At 70.1% G+C, this 18,708-nt stretch carries 19 protein-coding genes; 9 read left to right on the forward strand and 10 right to left on the reverse strand.

The genetic code is table 11. From position 1 onward, the window contains the following. Positions 1-37: 37 nt before the first annotated feature. The 5 genes from GGE06_RS16220 to dnaA all read right to left on the reverse strand — a co-directional run bounded on the left by GGE06_RS16220 (position 38) and on the right by dnaA (position 6,514). Entirely contained in the window at positions 38-592 is a 555-nt protein-coding gene (locus GGE06_RS16220; RefSeq protein WP_116159992.1) for a DciA family protein, read from the reverse strand. Continuing rightward, positions 589-1,710: a DNA replication/repair protein RecF gene (gene recF, locus GGE06_RS16225; RefSeq protein ID WP_184931123.1), complete on the reverse strand. Its 1,122-nt coding sequence runs from the start codon at positions 1,708-1,710 to the stop codon at positions 589-591. The genes GGE06_RS16220 and recF overlap by 4 nt, the downstream gene beginning before the upstream one ends. Positions 1,711-1,769: 59 nt before the next feature. Beyond that, the gene (gene gnd, locus GGE06_RS16230) at positions 1,770-2,648 is read right to left on the reverse strand and encodes a phosphogluconate dehydrogenase (NAD(+)-dependent, decarboxylating) (RefSeq protein WP_116159990.1); all 879 of its coding nucleotides are present in this window, start codon (positions 2,646-2,648) and stop codon (positions 1,770-1,772) included. Between the two features lie 110 nt (positions 2,649-2,758). Continuing rightward, complete coding sequence (dnaN, locus tag GGE06_RS16235; RefSeq protein ID WP_041130169.1) at positions 2,759-3,889, reverse strand: DNA polymerase III subunit beta; 1,131 nt, start codon at positions 3,887-3,889, stop codon at positions 2,759-2,761. Positions 3,890-4,717: 828 nt separating this feature from the next. Continuing rightward, positions 4,718-6,514: a chromosomal replication initiator protein DnaA gene (gene dnaA, locus GGE06_RS16240; protein ID WP_116159989.1), complete on the reverse strand. Its 1,797-nt coding sequence runs from the start codon at positions 6,512-6,514 to the stop codon at positions 4,718-4,720. A gap of 398 nt (positions 6,515-6,912) precedes the next feature. Here dnaA and rpmH point away from each other — a divergent pair, with 398 nt between their 5' ends. The 9 genes from rpmH to GGE06_RS16285 all read left to right on the forward strand — a co-directional run bounded on the left by rpmH (position 6,913) and on the right by GGE06_RS16285 (position 13,589). Then, positions 6,913-7,050: a 50S ribosomal protein L34 gene (gene rpmH / locus GGE06_RS16245; RefSeq protein ID WP_015659252.1), complete on the forward strand. Its 138-nt coding sequence runs from the start codon at positions 6,913-6,915 to the stop codon at positions 7,048-7,050. Between the two features lie 21 nt (positions 7,051-7,071). Continuing rightward, positions 7,072-7,443: a ribonuclease P protein component gene (gene rnpA, locus GGE06_RS16250; RefSeq protein ID WP_116159988.1), complete on the forward strand. Its 372-nt coding sequence runs from the start codon at positions 7,072-7,074 to the stop codon at positions 7,441-7,443. Beyond that, positions 7,440-7,766, forward strand: coding sequence for a membrane protein insertion efficiency factor YidD (gene yidD, locus GGE06_RS16255; RefSeq protein ID WP_116159987.1), 327 nt, complete (start codon positions 7,440-7,442; stop codon positions 7,764-7,766). The genes rnpA and yidD overlap by 4 nt, the downstream gene beginning before the upstream one ends. 3 nt (positions 7,767-7,769) lie before the next feature. Further along, positions 7,770-9,092 carry a membrane protein insertase YidC gene (gene yidC / locus GGE06_RS16260; protein ID WP_116159986.1) on the forward strand — a complete coding sequence of 441 codons (1,323 nt, stop codon included), beginning with the start codon at positions 7,770-7,772 and terminating at the stop codon, positions 9,090-9,092. A 29-nt stretch (positions 9,093-9,121) separates the two neighbouring features. Further along, on the forward strand, positions 9,122-9,634 hold the full coding sequence (locus tag GGE06_RS16265) for a Jag family protein (protein ID WP_030685783.1): 513 nt from the start codon (positions 9,122-9,124) through the stop codon (positions 9,632-9,634). Positions 9,635-9,728: 94 nt separating this feature from the next. After that, entirely contained in the window at positions 9,729-10,478 is a 750-nt protein-coding gene (rsmG, locus tag GGE06_RS16270; RefSeq protein WP_116159985.1) for a 16S rRNA (guanine(527)-N(7))-methyltransferase RsmG, read from the forward strand. A gap of 236 nt (positions 10,479-10,714) precedes the next feature. Beyond that, positions 10,715-11,791: a ParA family protein gene (locus GGE06_RS16275; RefSeq protein ID WP_184931124.1), complete on the forward strand. Its 1,077-nt coding sequence runs from the start codon at positions 10,715-10,717 to the stop codon at positions 11,789-11,791. Next, entirely contained in the window at positions 11,788-12,816 is a 1,029-nt protein-coding gene (locus GGE06_RS16280; protein WP_116159983.1) for a ParB/RepB/Spo0J family partition protein, read from the forward strand. The genes GGE06_RS16275 and GGE06_RS16280 overlap by 4 nt, the downstream gene beginning before the upstream one ends. 155 nt (positions 12,817-12,971) lie before the next feature. After that, on the forward strand, positions 12,972-13,589 hold the full coding sequence (locus GGE06_RS16285) for a GNAT family N-acetyltransferase (protein ID WP_116159982.1): 618 nt from the start codon (positions 12,972-12,974) through the stop codon (positions 13,587-13,589). 114 nt (positions 13,590-13,703) lie between these two features. Here the strand turns inward: GGE06_RS16285 and trxA are convergent, their stop codons facing one another. The 5 genes from trxA to GGE06_RS16310 form a co-directional block, all read right to left on the reverse strand. Next, a complete protein-coding gene (trxA, locus tag GGE06_RS16290) occupies positions 13,704-14,045 on the reverse strand; it encodes a thioredoxin (protein WP_116159981.1) in 342 nt (113 codons plus the stop codon). A gap of 45 nt (positions 14,046-14,090) precedes the next feature. Continuing rightward, on the reverse strand, positions 14,091-15,056 hold the full coding sequence (gene trxB / locus GGE06_RS16295; RefSeq protein ID WP_116159980.1) for a thioredoxin-disulfide reductase: 966 nt from the start codon (positions 15,054-15,056) through the stop codon (positions 14,091-14,093). A 137-nt stretch (positions 15,057-15,193) separates the two neighbouring features. Then, positions 15,194-16,168 (reverse strand): RsmA family anti-sigma factor, encoded by a 975-nt coding sequence (locus GGE06_RS16300; RefSeq protein WP_184931125.1) that lies wholly within the window; start codon positions 16,166-16,168, stop codon positions 15,194-15,196. Further along, positions 16,165-16,875 (reverse strand): RNA polymerase sigma factor SigM, encoded by a 711-nt coding sequence (gene sigM, locus GGE06_RS16305; RefSeq protein WP_116159978.1) that lies wholly within the window; start codon positions 16,873-16,875, stop codon positions 16,165-16,167. The genes GGE06_RS16300 and sigM overlap by 4 nt, the downstream gene beginning before the upstream one ends. A 108-nt stretch (positions 16,876-16,983) precedes the next feature. Beyond that, positions 16,984-18,708: a protein kinase family protein gene (locus GGE06_RS16310; RefSeq protein WP_116159977.1), complete on the reverse strand. Its 1,725-nt coding sequence runs from the start codon at positions 18,706-18,708 to the stop codon at positions 16,984-16,986.

An 18,708-nucleotide genomic window follows, 5' to 3' on the forward strand; every position in this document is an offset into this window, starting at 1 on the left:
ACCCCGGCGACGGCCCCGCACCGATCCGCCCGGCGCTCTAGCCGTACGTGTCCCCGGGCCCGACGGACCCCGGCGCCCTCAGGGGCCCGTACCCGCGCCGAGGCGCACCAGGCCCAAGGACCTTGATGACCCGCACCGTCCCGTGCCCCAGGTCCTCGTTCAGCCGCGCCACCAGCCTCGGCGCCAGCAACCGCAGCTGCGTGGCCCACGCGGTGGAGTCGCACTGCACCGTCAGCACCCGCGCGTCCGGCTCGTCGTCGAACTTCACCGGTACGCAGTGCTTCGCGAGGTCCTCGCCGACGATCTGCGGCCAGCGGCCCATGACCCCGCCGACCGCCGCCGGGGTCTCCCAGCCCCGCTCGGTGATCAGCCGGTTGATCGCGGCGCCGAGCGCCATCGGGTCGCGTCCGTCGGCGCGCGCGCCGGAGCGCAGCCCGCCGCCGCGCCGGGCCTGCTTCTTCTGCGCGGCCGCCGCACCCCGCGCCTTCGCCTGCTCCTTCGCCGCGCGCAGCGCGACCCGGGCGAGATCCACACCCGAGGGCTCGGGCGGCGCGGGCCTGTCCACAGGCTGTGGGGAACTCTGCTCGCTCATACCCGTTCCACCGTCCCGCCGGACACCGCGTACCGCGTGCCCGCCAGCACGCCCGGCACGTCGTCGTCCACAGCGGCCGTGACGAGCACCTGCTCGCCCGGGGCCACCAGCTCCGCGAGCCGCTCGCGCCGCCGCGCGTCCAGCTCGGCGAAGACGTCGTCGAGGACGAGGACCGGCTCGTTGCCCTCGGACCGCAGCAGGTCGTACGAGGCGAGCCGCAGCGCCAGCGCGTACGACCAGGACTCGCCGTGGCTCGCGTACCCCTTCGCGGGGAGGTCGCCGAGCTTGAGGAGCAGCTCGTCCCGGTGGGGTCCGACGAGCGTGACGCCCCGCTCGATCTCCTGCTTGCGGACCTCGGCGAGGGCGGCGAGCAGCTGCTCGTACAGCTCCTCGCGGGTGTGCCCGGAGCCCGGCGCGGAGGGGCGGTACTCCAGGAGGATCGGTCCGCCGCCGGGCGCGAGCTGCTCGTACGCCTTGTCGGCGAGCGGCTGCAGTACGGCGATGAGGTCGATCCGCTGGGCGAGCAGCTCGGCGCCGGCCCGGGCCAGGTGCTGGTCCCACACGTCCAGGGTGGAGAGGTCCATGCCGCGGCCGCCGTGCCGCCGGGCCATCGCCGCCGACTTCAGGAGGGTGTTGCGCTGCTTCAGCACGCGCTCGTAGTCGGAGCGCACGCCCGCCATGCGCGGCGTGCGCGCCGTGATCAGCTCGTCGAGGAAGCGCCGGCGCTCACCGGGGTCGCCCTTGATCAGGGCGAGGTCCTCGGGGGCGAACAGCACGGTCCGTACGATGCCGAGCACATCACGTGGCCTGACCTGCGAGGACCTGTTGATACGGGCGCGGTTGGCGCGGCCCGGGTTGAGTTCCAGCTCGATCAGCTGGGAGCGCTCGCCCTGGGTGACGGCGGCGCGGATGACCGCGCGTTCCGCCCCCATCCGGACGAGCGGGGCGTCGGAGGCGACGCGGTGGCTGCCGAGGGTCGCGAGATAGCCGATGGCCTCGACCAGATTGGTCTTGCCCTGGCCGTTCGCTCCCACGAAAGCGGTGACGCCCGGGTCGAGCGGGACCTCGACCCGGGCGTACGAGCGGAAGTCGGCCAGCGAGAGATGCGTGACGTGCATGGTGGGCGCCGACCTTCTTCCCCCGGCGGCTGTGCACCGCGGGGTGCACAGCCTGTGGATTACTTCTTCGTCTCGACCGCGTGGCCACCGAACTGGTTGCGCAGCGCGGCGATCATCTTCATCTGCGGGGAGTCGTCCTGACGGGAGGCGAACCGCGCGAACAGCGAGGCGGTGATCGCCGGCAGCGGGACGGCGTTGTCGATGGCGGCCTCGACCGTCCACCGGCCCTCGCCGGAGTCCGACGCGTAGCCCCGCAGCTTGTCCAGGTGCTCGTCCTCGTCCAGCGCGTTCACCGCGAGGTCCAGCAGCCAGGAACGGATGACCGTGCCCTCCTGCCAGGAGCGGAAGACCTCGCGCACGTCGGTGACGGAGTCGACCTTCTCCAGGAGCTCCCAGCCCTCGGCGTAGGCCTGCATCATCGCGTACTCGATGCCGTTGTGGACCATCTTCGCGAAGTGGCCGGCGCCGACCTTGCCCGCGTGGACCGAGCCGAACTCGCCCTCGGGCTTGAGGGCGTCGAAGATCGGCTGGACCTTCGCCACGTCCTCGGCGGAGCCGCCGTACATCAGCGCGTAGCCGTTCTCCAGGCCCCACACGCCGCCGGAGACGCCGCAGTCGACGAAGCCGATGCCCTTGGCGGCGAGCTCCTCGGCGTGCTTCTCGTCGTCCGTCCAGCGCGAGTTCCCGCCGTCCACGACGATGTCGCCGGGGGAGAGCAGCTGCGCCAGCTCGTCGATGGTGGACTGGGTCGCGGCACCGGCCGGGACCATGACCCACACGACGCGCGGACCCTTGAGCTTGCCCACAAGCTCTTCGAGGCTGTGGACATCGGCGAGGTCCGGGTTGCGGTCGTATCCGATGACGGTGTGGCCTGCGCGGCGGATGCGCTCACGCATGTTGCCGCCCATCTTGCCGAGACCGACGAGACCGAGCTCCATCAGAGATTCCTTAAGCGTCGTGTGCGGTTTACCCGGGTCCGAGCCTACGCCCGGACCCGGGTGCACACCTGTGGGGTCAGCCGCTCAGGCGACGCCCCCGTAAAACGGGATCAACCGCTCAGTCGCACCGGCATGATCAGGTACTTGTAGGCCTCGTCCGCCTCGGCGTCGAGCGCGGGCTTGCCGCTCAGCAGCGCCGGCTTCGTGGAGGTCGTGAAGGAGAGCTGGGCGACCGGGGAGTCGATGGCGCTCAGGCCGTCGAGCAGGAAGGTCGGGTTGAAGGCGATCGAGATGTCGTCGCCGTCCAGCTGCGCGTCCACACGCTCCACAGCCTGTGCATCGTCGCTGGAGCCGGCCTCCAGGATCAGCACGCCCTGCTCGAAGCTGAGCCGGACCGGGGTGTTGCGCTCGGCCACCAGGGCCACACGCTTCACGGCCTCCACGAAGGGGGCGGTCTCGATCACCGCGACCGAGTTGAACTCGGTGGGGAAGAGCGTCCGGTACTTCGGGAGGTCGCCCTCCAGGAGGCGGGTGGTGGTGCGGCGGCCCGCGCCCTCGAAGCCGATGAGGCCCTCGCCCTTGCCGGAGCCCGAGAGCGCCAGGGTCACCGTGTCGCCGCTGGTGAGCGCCTTGGCGGTGTCCAGGAGGGTCTTCGCGGGCACCAGGGCGACCGCGGAGGCGTCCGGGGACTCCGGCTTCCACAGGAACTCGCGGACCGCGAAGCGGTAGCGGTCGGTGGAGGCCAGGGTGACCGTGTCGCCCTCGATCTCGATGCGCACACCGGTGAGGACGGGCAGCGTGTCGTCACGGCCGGCGGCGATGGCCACCTGCGCGGCGGCGGAGGCGAAGACCTCACCGGGGACGGTGCCGGTCGCGGTGGGCATCTCCGGCAGCGCCGGGTACTCCTCCACAGGCAGGGTGTGGAGGGTGAAGCGGGAGGAGCCGCAGACCACGGTCGCCCGTACACCGTCTGTGGAGATCTCCACCGGACGGTTGGGGAGGGCGCGGCAGATGTCGGCGAGCAGGCGGCCGGAGACGAGGACGGTGCCGTCCTCCTCCACCTCGGCCTCGACCGAGACCCGCGCCGAGACCTCGTAGTCGAAGCTCGAGAAGCTCAGGGCGCCGTCCTCGGCCTTCAGGAGAAGGCCCGCGAGTACGGGCGCCGGCGGACGGGCCGGGAGGCTGCGGGCCACCCAGGCCACCGCCTCCGCGAGTACATCGCGCTCCACCCGGATCTTCACCGGAACCGCCTCCTGCTGTTGCTGGCTCTTCGTCGACTGCGGGAACCAGTCTGACGTACGCCACCGACACTCGGTGCTGCTCGGGGTCAAGTCGAGACGAGAGCGCGTCGAGGCTCCGGCGCCGAGTTGTGCACAGGTCCCACTTCGAAGCGAATTCCGGGCTAACTCTATGTGGGAGTAGTAGTAGGGCCTGTGGAAACCGTGGATAACGTCGTTTTCGCAGGTCAGGTCCAGTTTTTTGTCCACTGGTCCTGTGGGTGGAACCCGTGGACAACCGAGGGGTTCTGTGGACACCCGAAAGTTCTGCACAGCCGGTACACAGGCCATGGGGAGTTCTCCCCAGCGCTGTCCCCAGCTTTCCCCAGGTTCCCCACAGCCCAAACGTCTCCCTTGGTGTGACGGCTTTCACTCGGGCTGGTGAGAGGGGGTGTTTCGTTGCCGAACAGTGGACAGCGGTGTGGAGAAGCTGTGGGCAACCGATCTCTCCCTGTGGGCAGCCAGTGGACAACCTTCCGGGCCCCCTGTGGACGAAAGATTCATCCACAGGCTGTGGATGACGTTTGCCAACAATTCCACAAGGGTCTGACCTGGGGTGATGATCTGTCATCAGGCCTGCCTGTGGACACAATCCGGATAACTCGGCAGTCCCCACCCTGTGGACGGGAGATCATCCCCCAATCTGTGGAGAACCTGCCACCGGAACGAGGTAATCGAACAGGGCAGGGGCGGCCGGGGACGGCCGAGGACGGCGGGGAACGCCGAAGGGCGCCCCGGGAGGTGTCCCGGGGCGCCCTTCGAGAGGCCGTGGAGGGGGCCTGGAGGCCTGTGTCAGCCGTTCTTGATGCGGTTGGTGAGCTCGGTGACCTGGTTGTAGATGGAGCGCCGCTCCGCCATCAGGGCACGGATCTTCCGGTCCGCGTGCATCACCGTCGTGTGGTCGCGGCCGCCGAACTGCGCGCCGATCTTCGGCAGCGACAGGTCCGTGAGCTCACGGCACAGGTACATGGCGATCTGCCGGGCCGTCACCAGGACGCGGCTGCGCGAGGATCCGCAGAGGTCCTCCACCGTCAGACCGAAGTAGTCGGCCGTGGCCGCCATGATGGCGGGAGCGGTGATCTCCGGCGAGCTGTCCTCGCCCCCGGGGATCAGGTCCTTGAGGACGATCTCGGTCAGTCCGAGGTCCACCGGCTGCCGGTTGAGGCTCGCGAAGGCCGTCACCCGGATCAGCGCGCCCTCCAGCTCGCGGATGTTCCGCGAGATCCGGGAGGCGATGAACTCCAGTACCTCCGGCGGGGCGTTGAGCTGCTCCTGCACCGCCTTCTTGCGGAGGATCGCGATGCGCGTCTCCAGCTCCGGCGGCTGCACATCGGTGGTGAGGCCCCACTCGAAGCGGTTGCGGAGCCGGTCCTCCAGGGTCACCAGCTGCTTGGGCGGCCGGTCCGAGGACAGCACGATCTGCTTGTTGGCGTTGTGGAGCGTGTTGAAGGTGTGGAAGAACTCCTCCTGCGTCGACTCCTTGCTCGCCAGGAACTGGATGTCGTCGACCAGCAGGATGTCCACGTCGCGGTAGCGCTTGCGGAACGCGTCGCCCTTGCCGTCGCGGATCGAGTTGATGAACTCGTTGGTGAACTCCTCGGAGCTCACGTACCGCACGCGCGTGCCCGGGTAGAGGCTCCGCGCGTAGTGCCCGATCGCGTGCAGCAGGTGGGTCTTGCCGAGGCCCGACTCCCCGTAGATGAAGAGCGGGTTGTACGCCTTCGCCGGCGCCTCGGCGACCGCGACGGCGGCCGCGTGCGCGAACCGGTTCGAGGAACCGATGACGAAGGTGTCGAAGAGGTACTTGGGATTCAGCCGCGCGTGCTGCTCGCCCGGGGCGCCCGCGCCCTGCCCGGAGGAAGAGGAACCGGGACCGCCGCCCGGTACGCCGACCGGACCGGGGACCGGACCGCCGGGGCGGGGACCGGGACGGGGGCCGTGGTTCTGCGGGTCGGGCAGCTCGGCGCGCTCGGGCCGCTGCTGCTCGTAGCCGCGGGCGGGCTCGTCGTAACGCGTCGGCCGGGACTGCTCGGGACCCGCCGGGCCGCTCGGACCGGTGTACGGGGCGCGCTCCTGGTAGCCGCCGAGCCGCGGCTGCTGCCAGGAGAGGTCCTCCTGGGTGCGCGGCCAGGCACCGGGCTCGGGCCGCTGCTGCTGGTAGTCCGGATAGGCGGGGCGCGCGGTGGGCAGCCCGTCGTCGGGCATCGGCCGGTGGCCGTAGCCGTCGTACTTCTCGTACGGCTCGGGCTGCGCGCGCTCGTCGTAGCGGGGCTGCTGCGGCTGCTGCGCCGGGGGTGCCGGCGGAGTCGGCTCGCCGACGGAGTCGTCGACGGTGATCGCGATCCGGATCGGCCGGCCGCACTCACGGCTCAGGGTCTCGCTGATCAGCGGAGCGAGCCGGCCCTCCAGGACCCGCTTCCCCCACTCGTTGGGCACGGCGAGGAGAGCGGTGTCGGCGACCAGGGCGAGCGGCTGGCAGCGCTCGATCCACTGCTTGTCCTTGGGCTCGATGCCCTGCTGGCCCTCGGCGAGTAGCTGCTCGAGGACGCGTGGCCACACTGCGGCAAGATCGGCAGGTACGTCAGCCACAGGGCACGCTTTCTCGCAGGTCCCACGAATGGTGTGGTTCTCGGGGACAGTGGGTCGAAGTCCGTGAGGACGGGTCCGCCCGGGACAGGTGAGGACAGAACGGAAAAAGATTGCGGAGGCCGCCCACGGTAGTCGGGGCGGATGACGTGGTTCAAGTTGTTGTCCACAGCCTGTGCACAATGGGGGGTGGCGACAGGTCGGTTTGACCGGATGGCGTAGCCGCGCGTACCGTAACCAGGTCGAGTTGTCGATGGCTGCTGCCGCCTGCCTCCGATGGGCAAAGATCACGCTAAGTGGTCGTTTAGCGGTGCACTCGGGCGTATTGCGAGCTACTCGTGGGCGCACGGTGACAGCCAGGCGATGTCCCGCCATCTACGAATCATTTCTGGAGCCCCCGAGTGAGCAAGCGCACCTTCCAGCCGAACAACCGTCGTCGCGCGAAGACCCACGGCTTCCGCCTGCGCATGCGCACCCGTGCCGGCCGCGCCATCCTGGCGAACCGCCGTGCCAAGGGTCGCGCGAGCCTGTCCGCCTGATCCACTTAAACAGGTCATGACGTGCTGCCTACCGAGAATCGGCTGAGGCGGCGCGAGGACTTCGCAACCGCGGTACGCCGAGGTCGCCGGGCCGGTCGCCCGCTCCTCGTCGTCCACCTACGCAGCGGTGCAACGGACCCGCACGCGCCTGGGGAGAGCGCTCCCCCGACGCGTGCGGGTTTCGTCGTGAGCAAGGCCGTGGGCGGTGCGGTGGTACGCAACCAGGTGAAGCGACGCCTGCGCCATCTCGTCCGCGACCGCATTGCCGCGCTGCCCCCCGGTAGCCTGGTGGTCGTACGGGCGTTGCCCGGAGCCGGCGACGCCGATCACGCACAGCTGGCCCGAGACCTGGACGCCGCTCTCCAGCGGCTGCTGGGAGGGGGCGCGCGATGAAGTACCCGCTGCTGGCTCTCATCAAGCTGTACCAGTGGACGATCAGCCCTCTTCTGGGCCCCGTCTGCCGGTACTACCCGTCGTGTTCCCACTACGGATTCACGGCCATCGACCGGCATGGCGCGATCAAGGGCACGGCCCTGACCGCCTGGCGGATCCTGCGGTGCAACCCGTGGTCGCCCGGCGGCGTGGATCACGTCCCCCCGCGCAAGCGCCCCCGCTGGCACGAGATGCTGCGGACCGCGCTGCGCGGCGACAAGGGCGGGGCCCCCGCCGAGACGAGCCCGGCCGCCGAGACCTCGCCCAATGCTCAAGGAGCCTGATTAGTGGACACGATTGCCAGTCTGTTCAGCTTCATCACCACACCCGTCTCCTGGGTGATCGTCCAGTTCCATTCGATGTACGGGGCGATCTTCGGCCCCGACACGGGCTGGGCCTGGGGACTGTCCATCGTGTCCCTGGTGGTGCTGATCCGTATCTGTCTGATCCCGCTTTTCGTGAAGCAGATCAAGTCGACGCGGAACATGCAGGCGCTCCAGCCGAAGATGAAGGCGATCCAGGAGCGCTACAAGAGCGACAAGCAGCGTCAGTCCGAAGAGATGATGAAGCTGTACAAGGAGACGGGCACCAACCCGCTCTCCTCGTGCCTTCCCATCCTGGCGCAGTCGCCGTTCTTCTTCGCCCTGTACCGCGTGCTCTCCAGCATCGCCAACGGCCAGACGATCGGCGTCATCAACGAGGACCTGCTCGCCAGCGCCCGTCAGGCCCACATCTTCGGTGCGCCGCTGGCCGCGAAGTTCACGGACAGCGCCGAGAAGGTCGCCTCCCTCGGTGCCTCGCTGACCGACGTCCGCATCGTCACCGCGATCATGATCGTGATGATGTCGGCCTCGCAGTTCTTCACCCAGCGCCAGCTGATGATGAAGAACGTCGACCTCTCGGTGAAGACCCCGTACATGCAGCAGCAGAAGATGCTGATGTACATCTTCCCGCTGATCTTCGCGGGCATGGGCATCAACTTCCCCGTCGGTGTCCTCGTCTACTGGCTGACCACCAACGTGTGGACCATGGGCCAGCAGATGTACGTGATCAACCAGAACCCGACCCCGGGATCCAAGGCCCAGGACGCCTACCTCCAGCGCCTGCTGAAGAGCGTCACGCACAGCGGTGAGGTCAAGGGCCGCCGCCGGAAGAACATCGTCAAGGTCATCGTCGCCAAGGGCAGCGACCGCAACGAGAACGAGCGCCGCTTCTTCGTGGGCCTGTCCAAGGCCGGCTTCGCCGCCCAGGCGGACGGCACCGTGATCAAGAGCGACACGATCGTGGCCGAGGCCGAGGGCGGTGCCGCCGCCAGGCGCCAGCAGCCCAAGCGCCAGACCAAGGCCCAGCGCCAGTCCTCCGGAGCCCAGCAGCCCGTGGCGAAGGACTCCGAGGAAGGCTCCGAGCCGGCCGCCGACGAGGCGACCCCCGCGCCTTCGCTCGAGAAGAAGCCCCAGGGTTCGGCCACGACCGAGGCCAAGGGCGAGGCGCAGGGCGACAAGCCCCAGCGCGGCAGCCGTGCCAACTCCGGTGGCTCCCGCCAGGGCAAGTCCGGCCAGGGTCAGCGCAAGGGCCAGCAGCGGCCCAAGCACCCGTCCTCCAAGAAGTAAGCCTCCACGAAGCAAGAAGGAGTCCATCCGTGACGGAAGGCACCACCTCCGCCGCCGCCGAGGGTGGCGACACCCTGACCCGCCTGGAGCAGGAGGGTGAGATCGCGGCCGACTACCTCGAGGGCCTGCTCGACATCGCCGACCTCGACGGCGACATCGACATGGACGTCGAGGCGGACCGGGCCGCGGTCTCGATCATCAGCGACTCCAGCAGCCGCGACCTGCAGAAGCTCGTGGGCCGCGACGGCGAGGTCCTGGAGGCCCTCCAGGAGCTGACCCGTCTCGCCGTGCACCGCGAGACCGGTGACCGCAGCCGCCTGATGCTCGACATCGCCGGCTTCCGGGCCAAGAAGCGCGCCGAGCTCGCCGAGCTGGGCGCCAAGGCCGCGGCCGAGGTGAAGTCCACCGGCCAGCCGGTCAAGCTGGACCCGATGACGCCGTTCGAGCGCAAGGTCGTGCACGACGCGATCGCCGCCGCCGGTCTGCGCAGCGAGTCCGAGGGCGAGGAGCCGCAGCGCTTCGTCGTCGTGCTCCCGGCCTGACCCCTCACGTAGTGTCGGCCCCGTCTGTTCGCAGGCGGGGCCGATCTTTGTCAGCCTTGATAGTCAGCCACCACAGTGCGCTCGCACGCGAGGCGTGCGGTACGGAAGGACGGTTCCCGTGACGGAGGCAACGGAGGCAGCTGAGCTCCCCGAGGCGCCGGAGCAGGCGCGGACGGTCTTCGGCGAGTACTTCCCGGAGGCCGTGCGGTACGCGGAGCTGCTCGCGGACGCGGGCGTGAAGCGCGGCCTGATCGGCCCGCGCGAGGTCCCGCGCCTCTGGGAACGTCACCTGCTGAACTGCGCCGTCCTTTCGGAGGTCGTCCCCGAGGGTGTGACCGTCTGCGACGTGGGCTCGGGCGCCGGTCTGCCCGGCATCCCCCTGGCCCTGGTCCGGCCCGACCTGAAGATCACGCTCCTGGAGCCGCTCCTGCGCCGGACGAACTTCCTCCAGGAGGTCGTCGAGCTGCTCGGCCTCGACCACGTCACCGTGGTCCGCGGGCGCGCGGAGGAGATGCTCGGCAAGATCACGCCGGTGCACGTGGTGACCGCCCGCGCGGTGGCCCCGCTCGACCGGCTGGCCGGCTGGGGCGTTCCCCTGCTGCGTCCGTACGGAGAGATGCTGGCGCTCAAGGGCGACACCGCGCAGGAGGAGATCGACGGCGCTCGCGCCGCGCTCTCCCGGCTCGGTGTGGTGGAGGCCTCGGTGCTGCACGTGGGCGAGGGGATCGTCGATCCGCTGACCACGGTCGTGCGGGTGGAGTGCGGCGAGAGCCCCGGTGGTGTGCGGTTCGCGGCCAAGCGGGCCAAGGCCGCCCGGACGAGCAAGACCCGTCGGCGCCGCTGAGCGTCGCATACGTACCATTTCGGAGTGTCGAACGGTCCCGGCCGGGCGGCAGGGGCATCGTGTTTCACGTGAAACATCGCTCTCTGCTGCAGGGGATCATCAGCCGTGGTCGCGCGGCTGCCGCACCCCGGGACCGTAGCCCCCGTGTGAAGCCACCCGTGAGGGTTACGGAGTTGTCCACAGAGGTGGATTCACCCACAGAACCACCTACCTCGCTGGTTCACGACCCCGAAAGCATGGCAGGCTCTCCTCATCGCGAGCCTGAAGCCGAGGAGAGTGAATCCTTGCGGTCCGACGCCAACATCGCGGGACCGATGACCGATCCGGTCCCCGGTCCCCGAACCGAATCGGTGGGGGAGGATGTTTCACGTGAAACACCGCCCCCCATGGACGACACCCCCATCGGTCGTGCTGCCCAGCTGGCAGTAGAGGCGCTGGGTCGTGCCGGTGAGGGACTTCCCCGCCCGGCCCAGACGCGCGTCATGGTGGTCGCCAACCAGAAGGGCGGCGTGGGCAAGACGACCACGACGGTCAACCTTGCCGCCTCCCTGGCGCTGCACGGCGCTCGTGTCCTGGTCATCGACCTGGACCCGCAGGGCAACGCCTCCACGGCACTCGGCATCGACCACCACGCCGAGGTCCCCTCGATCTACGACGTCCTGGTGGACAGCAAGCCGCTCTCCGATGTGGTGCAGCCGGTCATGGACGTCGAGGGCCTCTTCTGCGCCCCCGCCACCATCGATCTCGCCGGTGCGGAGATCGAGCTGGTGTCCCTGGTGGCGCGTGAGAGCCGCCTGCAGCGGGCGATCCAGGCCTATGAGCAGCCGCTGGACTACATCCTGATCGACTGCCCGCCCTCGCTCGGCCTCCTCACGGTCAACGCCATGGTGGCAGGCGCGGAGGTCCTGATCCCGATCCAGTGCGAGTACTACGCACTGGAGGGGCTCGGCCAGCTTCTGCGGAACGTCGAGCTGGTGCGAGGGCACCTCAACCCGGGGCTCCACGTCTCGACGATTCTGCTCACCATGTACGACGGCAGGACGAGGCTCGCCTCCCAGGTCGCCGACGAGGTGCGCAGCCACTTCGCCGAGGAGGTGCTCCGGACCAGCATTCCGCGGTCCGTCCGCATCTCGGAGGCACCGAGCTACGGGCAGACGGTCCTCACCTACGACCCGGGCTCCAGCGGCGCCCTGTCGTATCTCGAAGCGGCCCGTGAGATCGCCCTGCGGGGGGCCGCCGTGCACTACGACCCGCAGCACGCCCATGTCGGGCACCAGAACAACCAGCGCAGCATGTCGGAGGGGATCCAGTGAGTGAGCGACGTAGGGGGTTGGGGCGCGGACTGGGTGCGCTGATCCCCGCTGCTCCCCAGGAACGGCCGGTGGAGCGCGGGGTGGCCGCCGCGAAGCTGGCGACGCTGCCGCAGAGCCCGCAGGCCCCGGAGTCGAGCCCGACGTGGAACGAGCCCGCGCCGGTGGCGCTGCCGGAGCCTCCGGCCGGGGCCTACTTCACCGAGCTGTCGATCGACGCGATCGTTCCCAACCGGCACCAGCCCCGTGAGGTCTTCGACGAGGACGCGCTGGCGGAGCTCGTCACCTCCATCAAGGAGGTCGGTCTGCTGCAGCCCGTGGTCGTCCGCAAGATCGAGGCCGACCGCTACGAGCTCGTCATGGGTGAGCGTCGTCTGAGGGCTTCGACGACGGCCGGCCTGGAGCGGATTCCGGCGATCGTCCGGGACACCGACGACGAGAAGATGCTCCTGGACGCGCTCCTGGAGAACCTCCACCGGGCCCAGCTGAACGCGATCGAGGAGGCCCACGCCTACGAGCAGCTGCTGAAGGACTTCGGCTGCACGCACGACCAGCTCGCGGAGCGGATCGGGCGGTCCCGTCCGCAGATCTCCAACACGCTGCGTCTGCTGAAGCTCTCCCTTCCGGTGCAGCGCCGCGTCGCCGCCGGGGTGCTCTCCGCCGGCCATGCGCGGGCCCTGCTCGGTGTGGAGGACTCGGACGCCCAGGACAAGCTCGCGTACCGGATCGTCTCCGAAGGCCTCTCGGTGCGCAGCGTCGAGGAGATCGTGAGCCTCATGGGCTCCGAGGAGCCCGCGTCGGCGGCCAAGCCGAAGGGCCCGCGTGCCGGTGCCCGGGTCTCGCCCGCGCTCACGGACCTCGCTTCCCGGCTCTCGGACCGCTTCGAGACGCGGGTGAAGGTCGACCTGGGGCAGAAGAAGGGCAAGATCGTCGTCGAGTTCGCCTCGATGGACGATCTGGAGCGGATCCTCACGACCCTGGCCCCCGGCGAGGGGCGGGTCATGGACCGCAGGAACGCCGAGGGCTGACCTTCTCGTCGAGGCCGCCCAGGGCGGGCCGTGCTCCGGTCTTCACCGGAACGCGGCCCGCCCTTTGCCTGTGCGCGGTATCGCCCCGATCGCCCGATCGATACGATTCCGAGAGGCGTATCCGTGCTCGATGGCAAGGGAAACGAGGAGCTGCCGTGGGGCGTCGGCTCGTACCGCTCACGTTGGACAACCTTCCGGATCTGCCCAAGCGGTGTCGCTCCTGTGTGTTCTGGGAGCTCGACCCGGTCAGCGGTGAGGCGGCGGTGAAGGCGGGTCGCCCGGAGCTGGAGAAGGAGGCCTGGATCTCGGGCGTCCTCCTGGAGTGGGGTTCCTGCGGCCGGGTGGTCTATGTCGACGAGGTGCCGGTCGGTTACGTCCTCTACGCTCCCCCGGCCTATGTGCCGCGTTCGACGGCCTTCCCGACGAGTCCCGTGGCGGCGGACGCCGTCCAGTTGATGACGGCGTGGATCATGCCGGGCTATCAGGGGCAGGGCCTGGGGCGGGTGATGGTGCAGACCGTGGCCAAGGACGTGATGCGGCGGGGCTTCAAGGCGATCGAGGCGTTCGGGGACGCCCGGTGGAAGGAGCCGGCGTGTGTGCTGCCGGCCGAGCATCTCCTCGCGGTGGGCTTCAAGACCGTGCGCCCGCACCATGCCTTCCCCCGGCTGAGGCTGGAGCTCAGGACGACGCTCTCCTGGAAGGAGGACGTCGAGATGGCTCTGGACCGTCTGCTCGGCGCCGTGCAGAAGGAGCCGGCCCTGCGGCCCCTCTAGCCTCGGACGCCTCGGACGCCTCGGATGTCTCGGATGTCTCGGATGCCTCGGAGAACGAGAACGGCCCGCCCCCTCTCGGGGGCGGGCCGTTTCACGTGAAACAAGCGGCGGGTGTCAGGCCTTGGACGCGTCGCCGATGAAGGGGTCCAGGTCGCGCAGGATGGCGGCCTTCGGCTTGGCGCCGACGATGGTCTTCACGACCTCGCCGCCCTGGTAGACGTTGAGCGTCGGGATCGACATGACGCCGTACTTGGCAGCCGTGGCCGGGTTCTCGTCGATGTTGAGCTTCACGATCTGGACATCGTCCTGCTCCTTGGCGATGGCCTCCAGCGACGGGGCGATCTGACGGCACGGGCCGCACCAGGCAGCCCAGAAGTCCACCAGGACGGGCTTGTCGCTCTTGAGCACGACCTCGTCGAAGTCTGCGTCGGTCACGTTCTTCAGGTCGCCGGCCACGGCGGCCTCCTTATCTCGCGGGGTGTGGGGTGGGGAGAGACGGGGTCAGACCGCGGGGGTCTCGGCCAGCTTCTCGCTGTCGGCGAGGGCGGCCAGGAAGCGCTCGGCGTCGAGAGCGGCGGAGCAGCCGGTGCCCGCGGCCGTGATGGCCTGGCGGTAGGTGTGGTCGACGACGTCACCGGCGCCGAAGACACCCGTGAGGTTCGTGCGCGTCGACGGGGCGGCGACCTTGAGGTAGCCCTCCTCGTCCAGGTCCAGCTGGCCCTTGAAGAGCTCGGTCCGCGGGTCGTGGCCGACGGCGATGAAGAGGCCGGTGACGGGGAGCTCGCGGGTCTCGCCGGTCTTCGTGTCGCGCAGGGTCAGACCGGTGAGCTTCTGGTCGCCGTGGATCTCGGCGACCTCGCTGTCCCAGGCGAAGGAGATCTTCGGGTCGGCGAAGGCGCGCTCCTGCATGGCCTTGGAGGCACGCAGGGTGTCCCGGCGGTGGACGATCGTGACGGACTTGGCGAAGCGCGAGAGGAAGGTGGCCTCCTCGATCGCGGTGTCGCCGCCGCCGACGACGGCGATGTCCTGGTCCTTGAAGAAGAACCCGTCGCAGGTGGCGCACCAGGAGACACCGCGGCCGGAGAGCACGTCCTCGTTGGGGAGGCCGAGCTTGCGGTGCTGGGAGCCGGTGGTGACGATCACGGCCTTCGCGCGGTGCACGGTGCCGGCGGTGTCGGTGACGGTCTTGATGTCACCGGTCAGGTCGACGGCGATGACGTCGTCGGGGACCAGCTCGGCGCCGAAGCGCTCGGCCTGGGCCCGCATGTTGTCCATCAGGTCCGGGCCCATGATGCCGTCACGGAAACCGGGGAAGTTCTCGACCTCGGTGGTGTTCATGAGGGCGCCACCGGCGGTGACGGCACCTTCGAAGACCAGGGGCTTCAGCGACGCTCGGGCCGTGTAGAGCGCGGCGGTGTAACCCGCGGGACCGGAGCCGATGATGATCACGTTACGGACGTCGCTCACGGGTTTCTTCCTCGTCTCTGCAGACTGCCACTGCCTACGGGGGCGGTTGTCGGTCGCTCTCACCCCACCCAACGGATCCTAAGGGGCGTGCATTCCCGAGACCGCCGCGCGGCACCGTGCTCGGACAGGAAGCGAGGTCAGGAGCGAGGGTACGTCCGGCTGAGCAGAAGATCGGCGGCCGGGCTTCCGCTCTCCGTGGGCTTCTCGGCGCAGGAGGCGTCGAGCACGTAGGCCTGGACCCTGGTGGTGTCCGCCGGATCCGTCAGGACGAGCAGATAGGCGGTCTTTCCCTGGTACTCGCCGCGCTCGTAGCCGAGCACCCCGTCGCTGCGGCCCGTGCCGGCCAGGACACAGCCGGGAACGGCGCCCTCCATGCTGCGCTGGGGCGTCTCACCACCGGTCTGGGCCGACATGGACTCGGGCCCGACTCCCTGGGGCGTCTTGGGCGCGGGGGTCTCGGTGAGGAGGGCGTGGACGCGGTCCTCGACGGGCGCACCGGAGAAGGGGCTGAGGGCGGCGCCGGCGACGGCGTCGGCCTTCTTGGCTCCCTGGTCCGCGCTGCCGGCGGTCACGTTGCCCGTCTGGCTGAGATACAGGCTCGTTCCGAGGACCACGGCTCCGAAGGCGGCGCCGATCGTGGAGAGCAGCGCGATCCGGCGGCGACGGGGCTTTCCGGGGCGTCCGGGACCGGTGCCGGCCCGGGGGCGCCCGGCGGGGCGGTCCGTGACCGGGGAGGCCGAGCCGGAGGGGATGCTCTCGGCAGAGGAGCGCCGTGTTTCACGTGAAACGGGGGAGTCGCTCTCCAGGCTCTCCGGACTCTTCGGGTTCTTCGGGTTCTCCGGGGAGGTGGCGTGGAGGAGGGCTTCGGCGGCCAGGGCGGCGTCGATCCGCCCGGCGATCTCGGCGGGCATGCGGGGCGGCCCGGGCAGGGTCCCGAGGAGGCCCCGGATCTCCTCCAGGGAGGACCGCACGTCCGCGCAGAGGGCACAGCCGTCCACATGCCGTCGTACGGCCGCCGAACGGGACGGCGGGAGCAGCCCCTCGGTCAGATCGGAGATCTCCGAGACGTCCGGGTGCTGTGTGGTGTCGGCCCTGCCGGCCGTGGAAGTCACGTGCGCCCACCTCCGCCCTTCACAGCAGCTGGATCTGTCGGTCCGGTATCCGTCGTCCCCGGCACCGGTGGGACGGATGTCCCCGGCGTCCGGTTCCTTCCCCCTTCGGTGGCCTCGTTACCCACGGTGTCGGCGCGCAGATGAGTGACCATCGGAAGGAGGCGTGCCCGCCCGCGCGCGCAGCGGCTCTTCACGGTCCCGGTGGGGACGCCGAGGATACGGGCCGCCTCGGCGACCGGGTATCCCTGCATGTCGACCAGGACGAGGGCGGCGCGCTGGTCCTCGGGGATCGAGGCGAGTGCGGCGAGCAGCTGGCGGTGGAGGTCCTGGCGCTCCACGGGGGCCTCGGCCGACTCATGGGGGTCGAGGAGCTGCTCGAAGCGGTCGGTGTCGTCGACGGGGGCGGTCCTGCGGGAGGCGGTCTTGCGGGCACGGTCGAGACAGGCGTTCACGGTGATGCGGTGGAGCCAGGTCGTGACGGCCGACTGGCCGCGGAAGGTGCCTGCCGCCCGGAAGGCGGAGATCAGGGCGTCCTGGACGGCGTCAGCGGCCTCCTCGCGGTCCCCCAGCGTCCGCAGGGCCACCGCCCACAGCCGGTCGCGGTGCCGCCGCACGAGCTCACCGAAGGCGTCGGGGTCCCCTGCGACATGGCGGGCGAGGAGTTCCTCGTCCGTCGCCGTCCGGGGGTCGTCAGCCGGAGGCGCCACGATTCCCCTCCTCGCTCGGCAGCCGTGCAGGCATTCAATCCGCTCCGTGCCCGGAAGTAAATGAGCGCCGAGCTGGGCTCGGCGCTCATCGGTGGGGCGAGGTGGTGTCTACTCCGCGGTCCCCTGGAAGGACACGTTCGTGATGGCCTGCTTGTAGCCGGGCCCGAAGTACTGGTCACCGCTCGCGTACGGCGCGGCCGTCAGCCAGAGGAGCACGTAGCGCGTCTTGACCGGTGTCTTCGTCTCCGGCTTCGCCGTCGAGTCCGAGGTCTCGACGGCGGCGATCCGCTTCATCGAGTCGACGGAGCCCGAGGGGCTCAGCGAGTCCGTCGCGTACAGGGTGATCGCGGTCTGCGGGCCGCCGTAGCGGAGCGCTATGGAGGCCGCGGTCACGTTCTGCTCGCTGCCCAGGTCGTAGACGATGCCGACGCCCTTCTTGTACGGAGCGAGGACGGGACCCTCCTGGAAGGTCCTGGTGCGCCAGTACGTGGAGGCGTCGCTGTCGTACGTGTTGGCGACCTCGCTCGCGTCCTGCGCCCTGCCGTCCGGCGCGTACTCCTCGGCCCCTGCGATGGTCAGCGGCTTCGGCGGTGCGGGCTTCTCGTCGACGGTCGGCGAGGTGACCGGCGTCTCGGGGTTCTTGCCGTCGGGCGCGAGCAGCCGGTCCGCGATCTGCCAGCTGCCGAGGCCCAGGGCGGCGATCAGCAGGGCCGAGACGGCCCACTTCAGCGCCTTGCCCGTGCGGCTCTCCAGCGGGGCCGGCGGGACGACGACCGGCTGGGTGACCTGGGGACGCGGCTGGGGGCGTCCGTAGGTGCCCTGCTGGTACGTCGTGTGCTGGTACTCGGGCGGGGCGGTGAACTCCGGCTCCGGCGGCTTGACGCGGGGCATCGCCGCCACGGCCTTGGCCAGCTCGTCCGGAGTGGTGCAGGGCGGCTCCTGACGCGAGGCGGTGGCCCCGTCGTTGGCGAGCGCGCGCATGGCGATCTCGGAGAGGCCCCGGTGGACGCCGGCGCGGACCTGGTCCGGTGGCAGCAGTCCGACGCCCTTGGGAAGCCCGGACAGCCCGTAGGCGTCGCTGTCGTACGGCCAGCGCTGGGTGAGCGCGGCGTACAGCAGGGCGCCGATGGCCTCGGTGTCGGTGCGCTGCGGACGCTCGGCGGTGATGCCGCGCAGGGCGGCGTTCACGGCCAGGCCGCGGATCCGGTACTGGCCCGTGGAGCTGCGCAGCACGGCGCTCGGCGTGAGCCGGAGGTGGGCGAGGCCCTCGCGGTGCGCCGCGGCCATGGCCTGGGAGACCTGACTGACGAGCTGGTAGGCGTCGTGGGGCTCCAGGGGGCCGGCCGCGAGCAGCGCGGTCAGCTCGGTGGAGTCCGGCAGCCACTCGTGCACGACGTACACGAGGTCGTTCTCCTCGACGGCGTCGAGGACCTGGACGAACCGGGGGTCGCCGAGGAGGGCCGAGGAGCGGGCCGCTGCAAGGACCGACCGGGCTCTGGGGTGGTCGGCCGGCAGCAGGTGGACCCCGACCGCGCGGCGCAGCTTCTCGTCGACGGCACGCCAGCTGCTGAACCCGTCCAGACGGGTGACGCACTCCTCCAGCCGGTAGCGTCTGGCCAGCTTGTGGCCGCTGTGCAGTTCGGGTGCCGAGATGGAGGGCTGTTCGCCGCTCTGTCGTTCGACCGCCTTGTTCTCCGTGGCCTGGGCGGTCTTCTCCGCCGTCTTCTGCTCTTCCGCCACCCCGTCGGTCGCGGCCGTGTCCGCCTTGGCGGTCAGCGGGTCGTCACCGCTGTTGTCGGCCACGTCGACGGCAGCCGTGCTACGTTCCGCCAC

The organism is Streptomyces nymphaeiformis, assembly GCF_014203895.1.
Lineage (GTDB): Bacteria > Actinomycetota > Actinomycetes > Streptomycetales > Streptomycetaceae > Streptomyces > Streptomyces nymphaeiformis.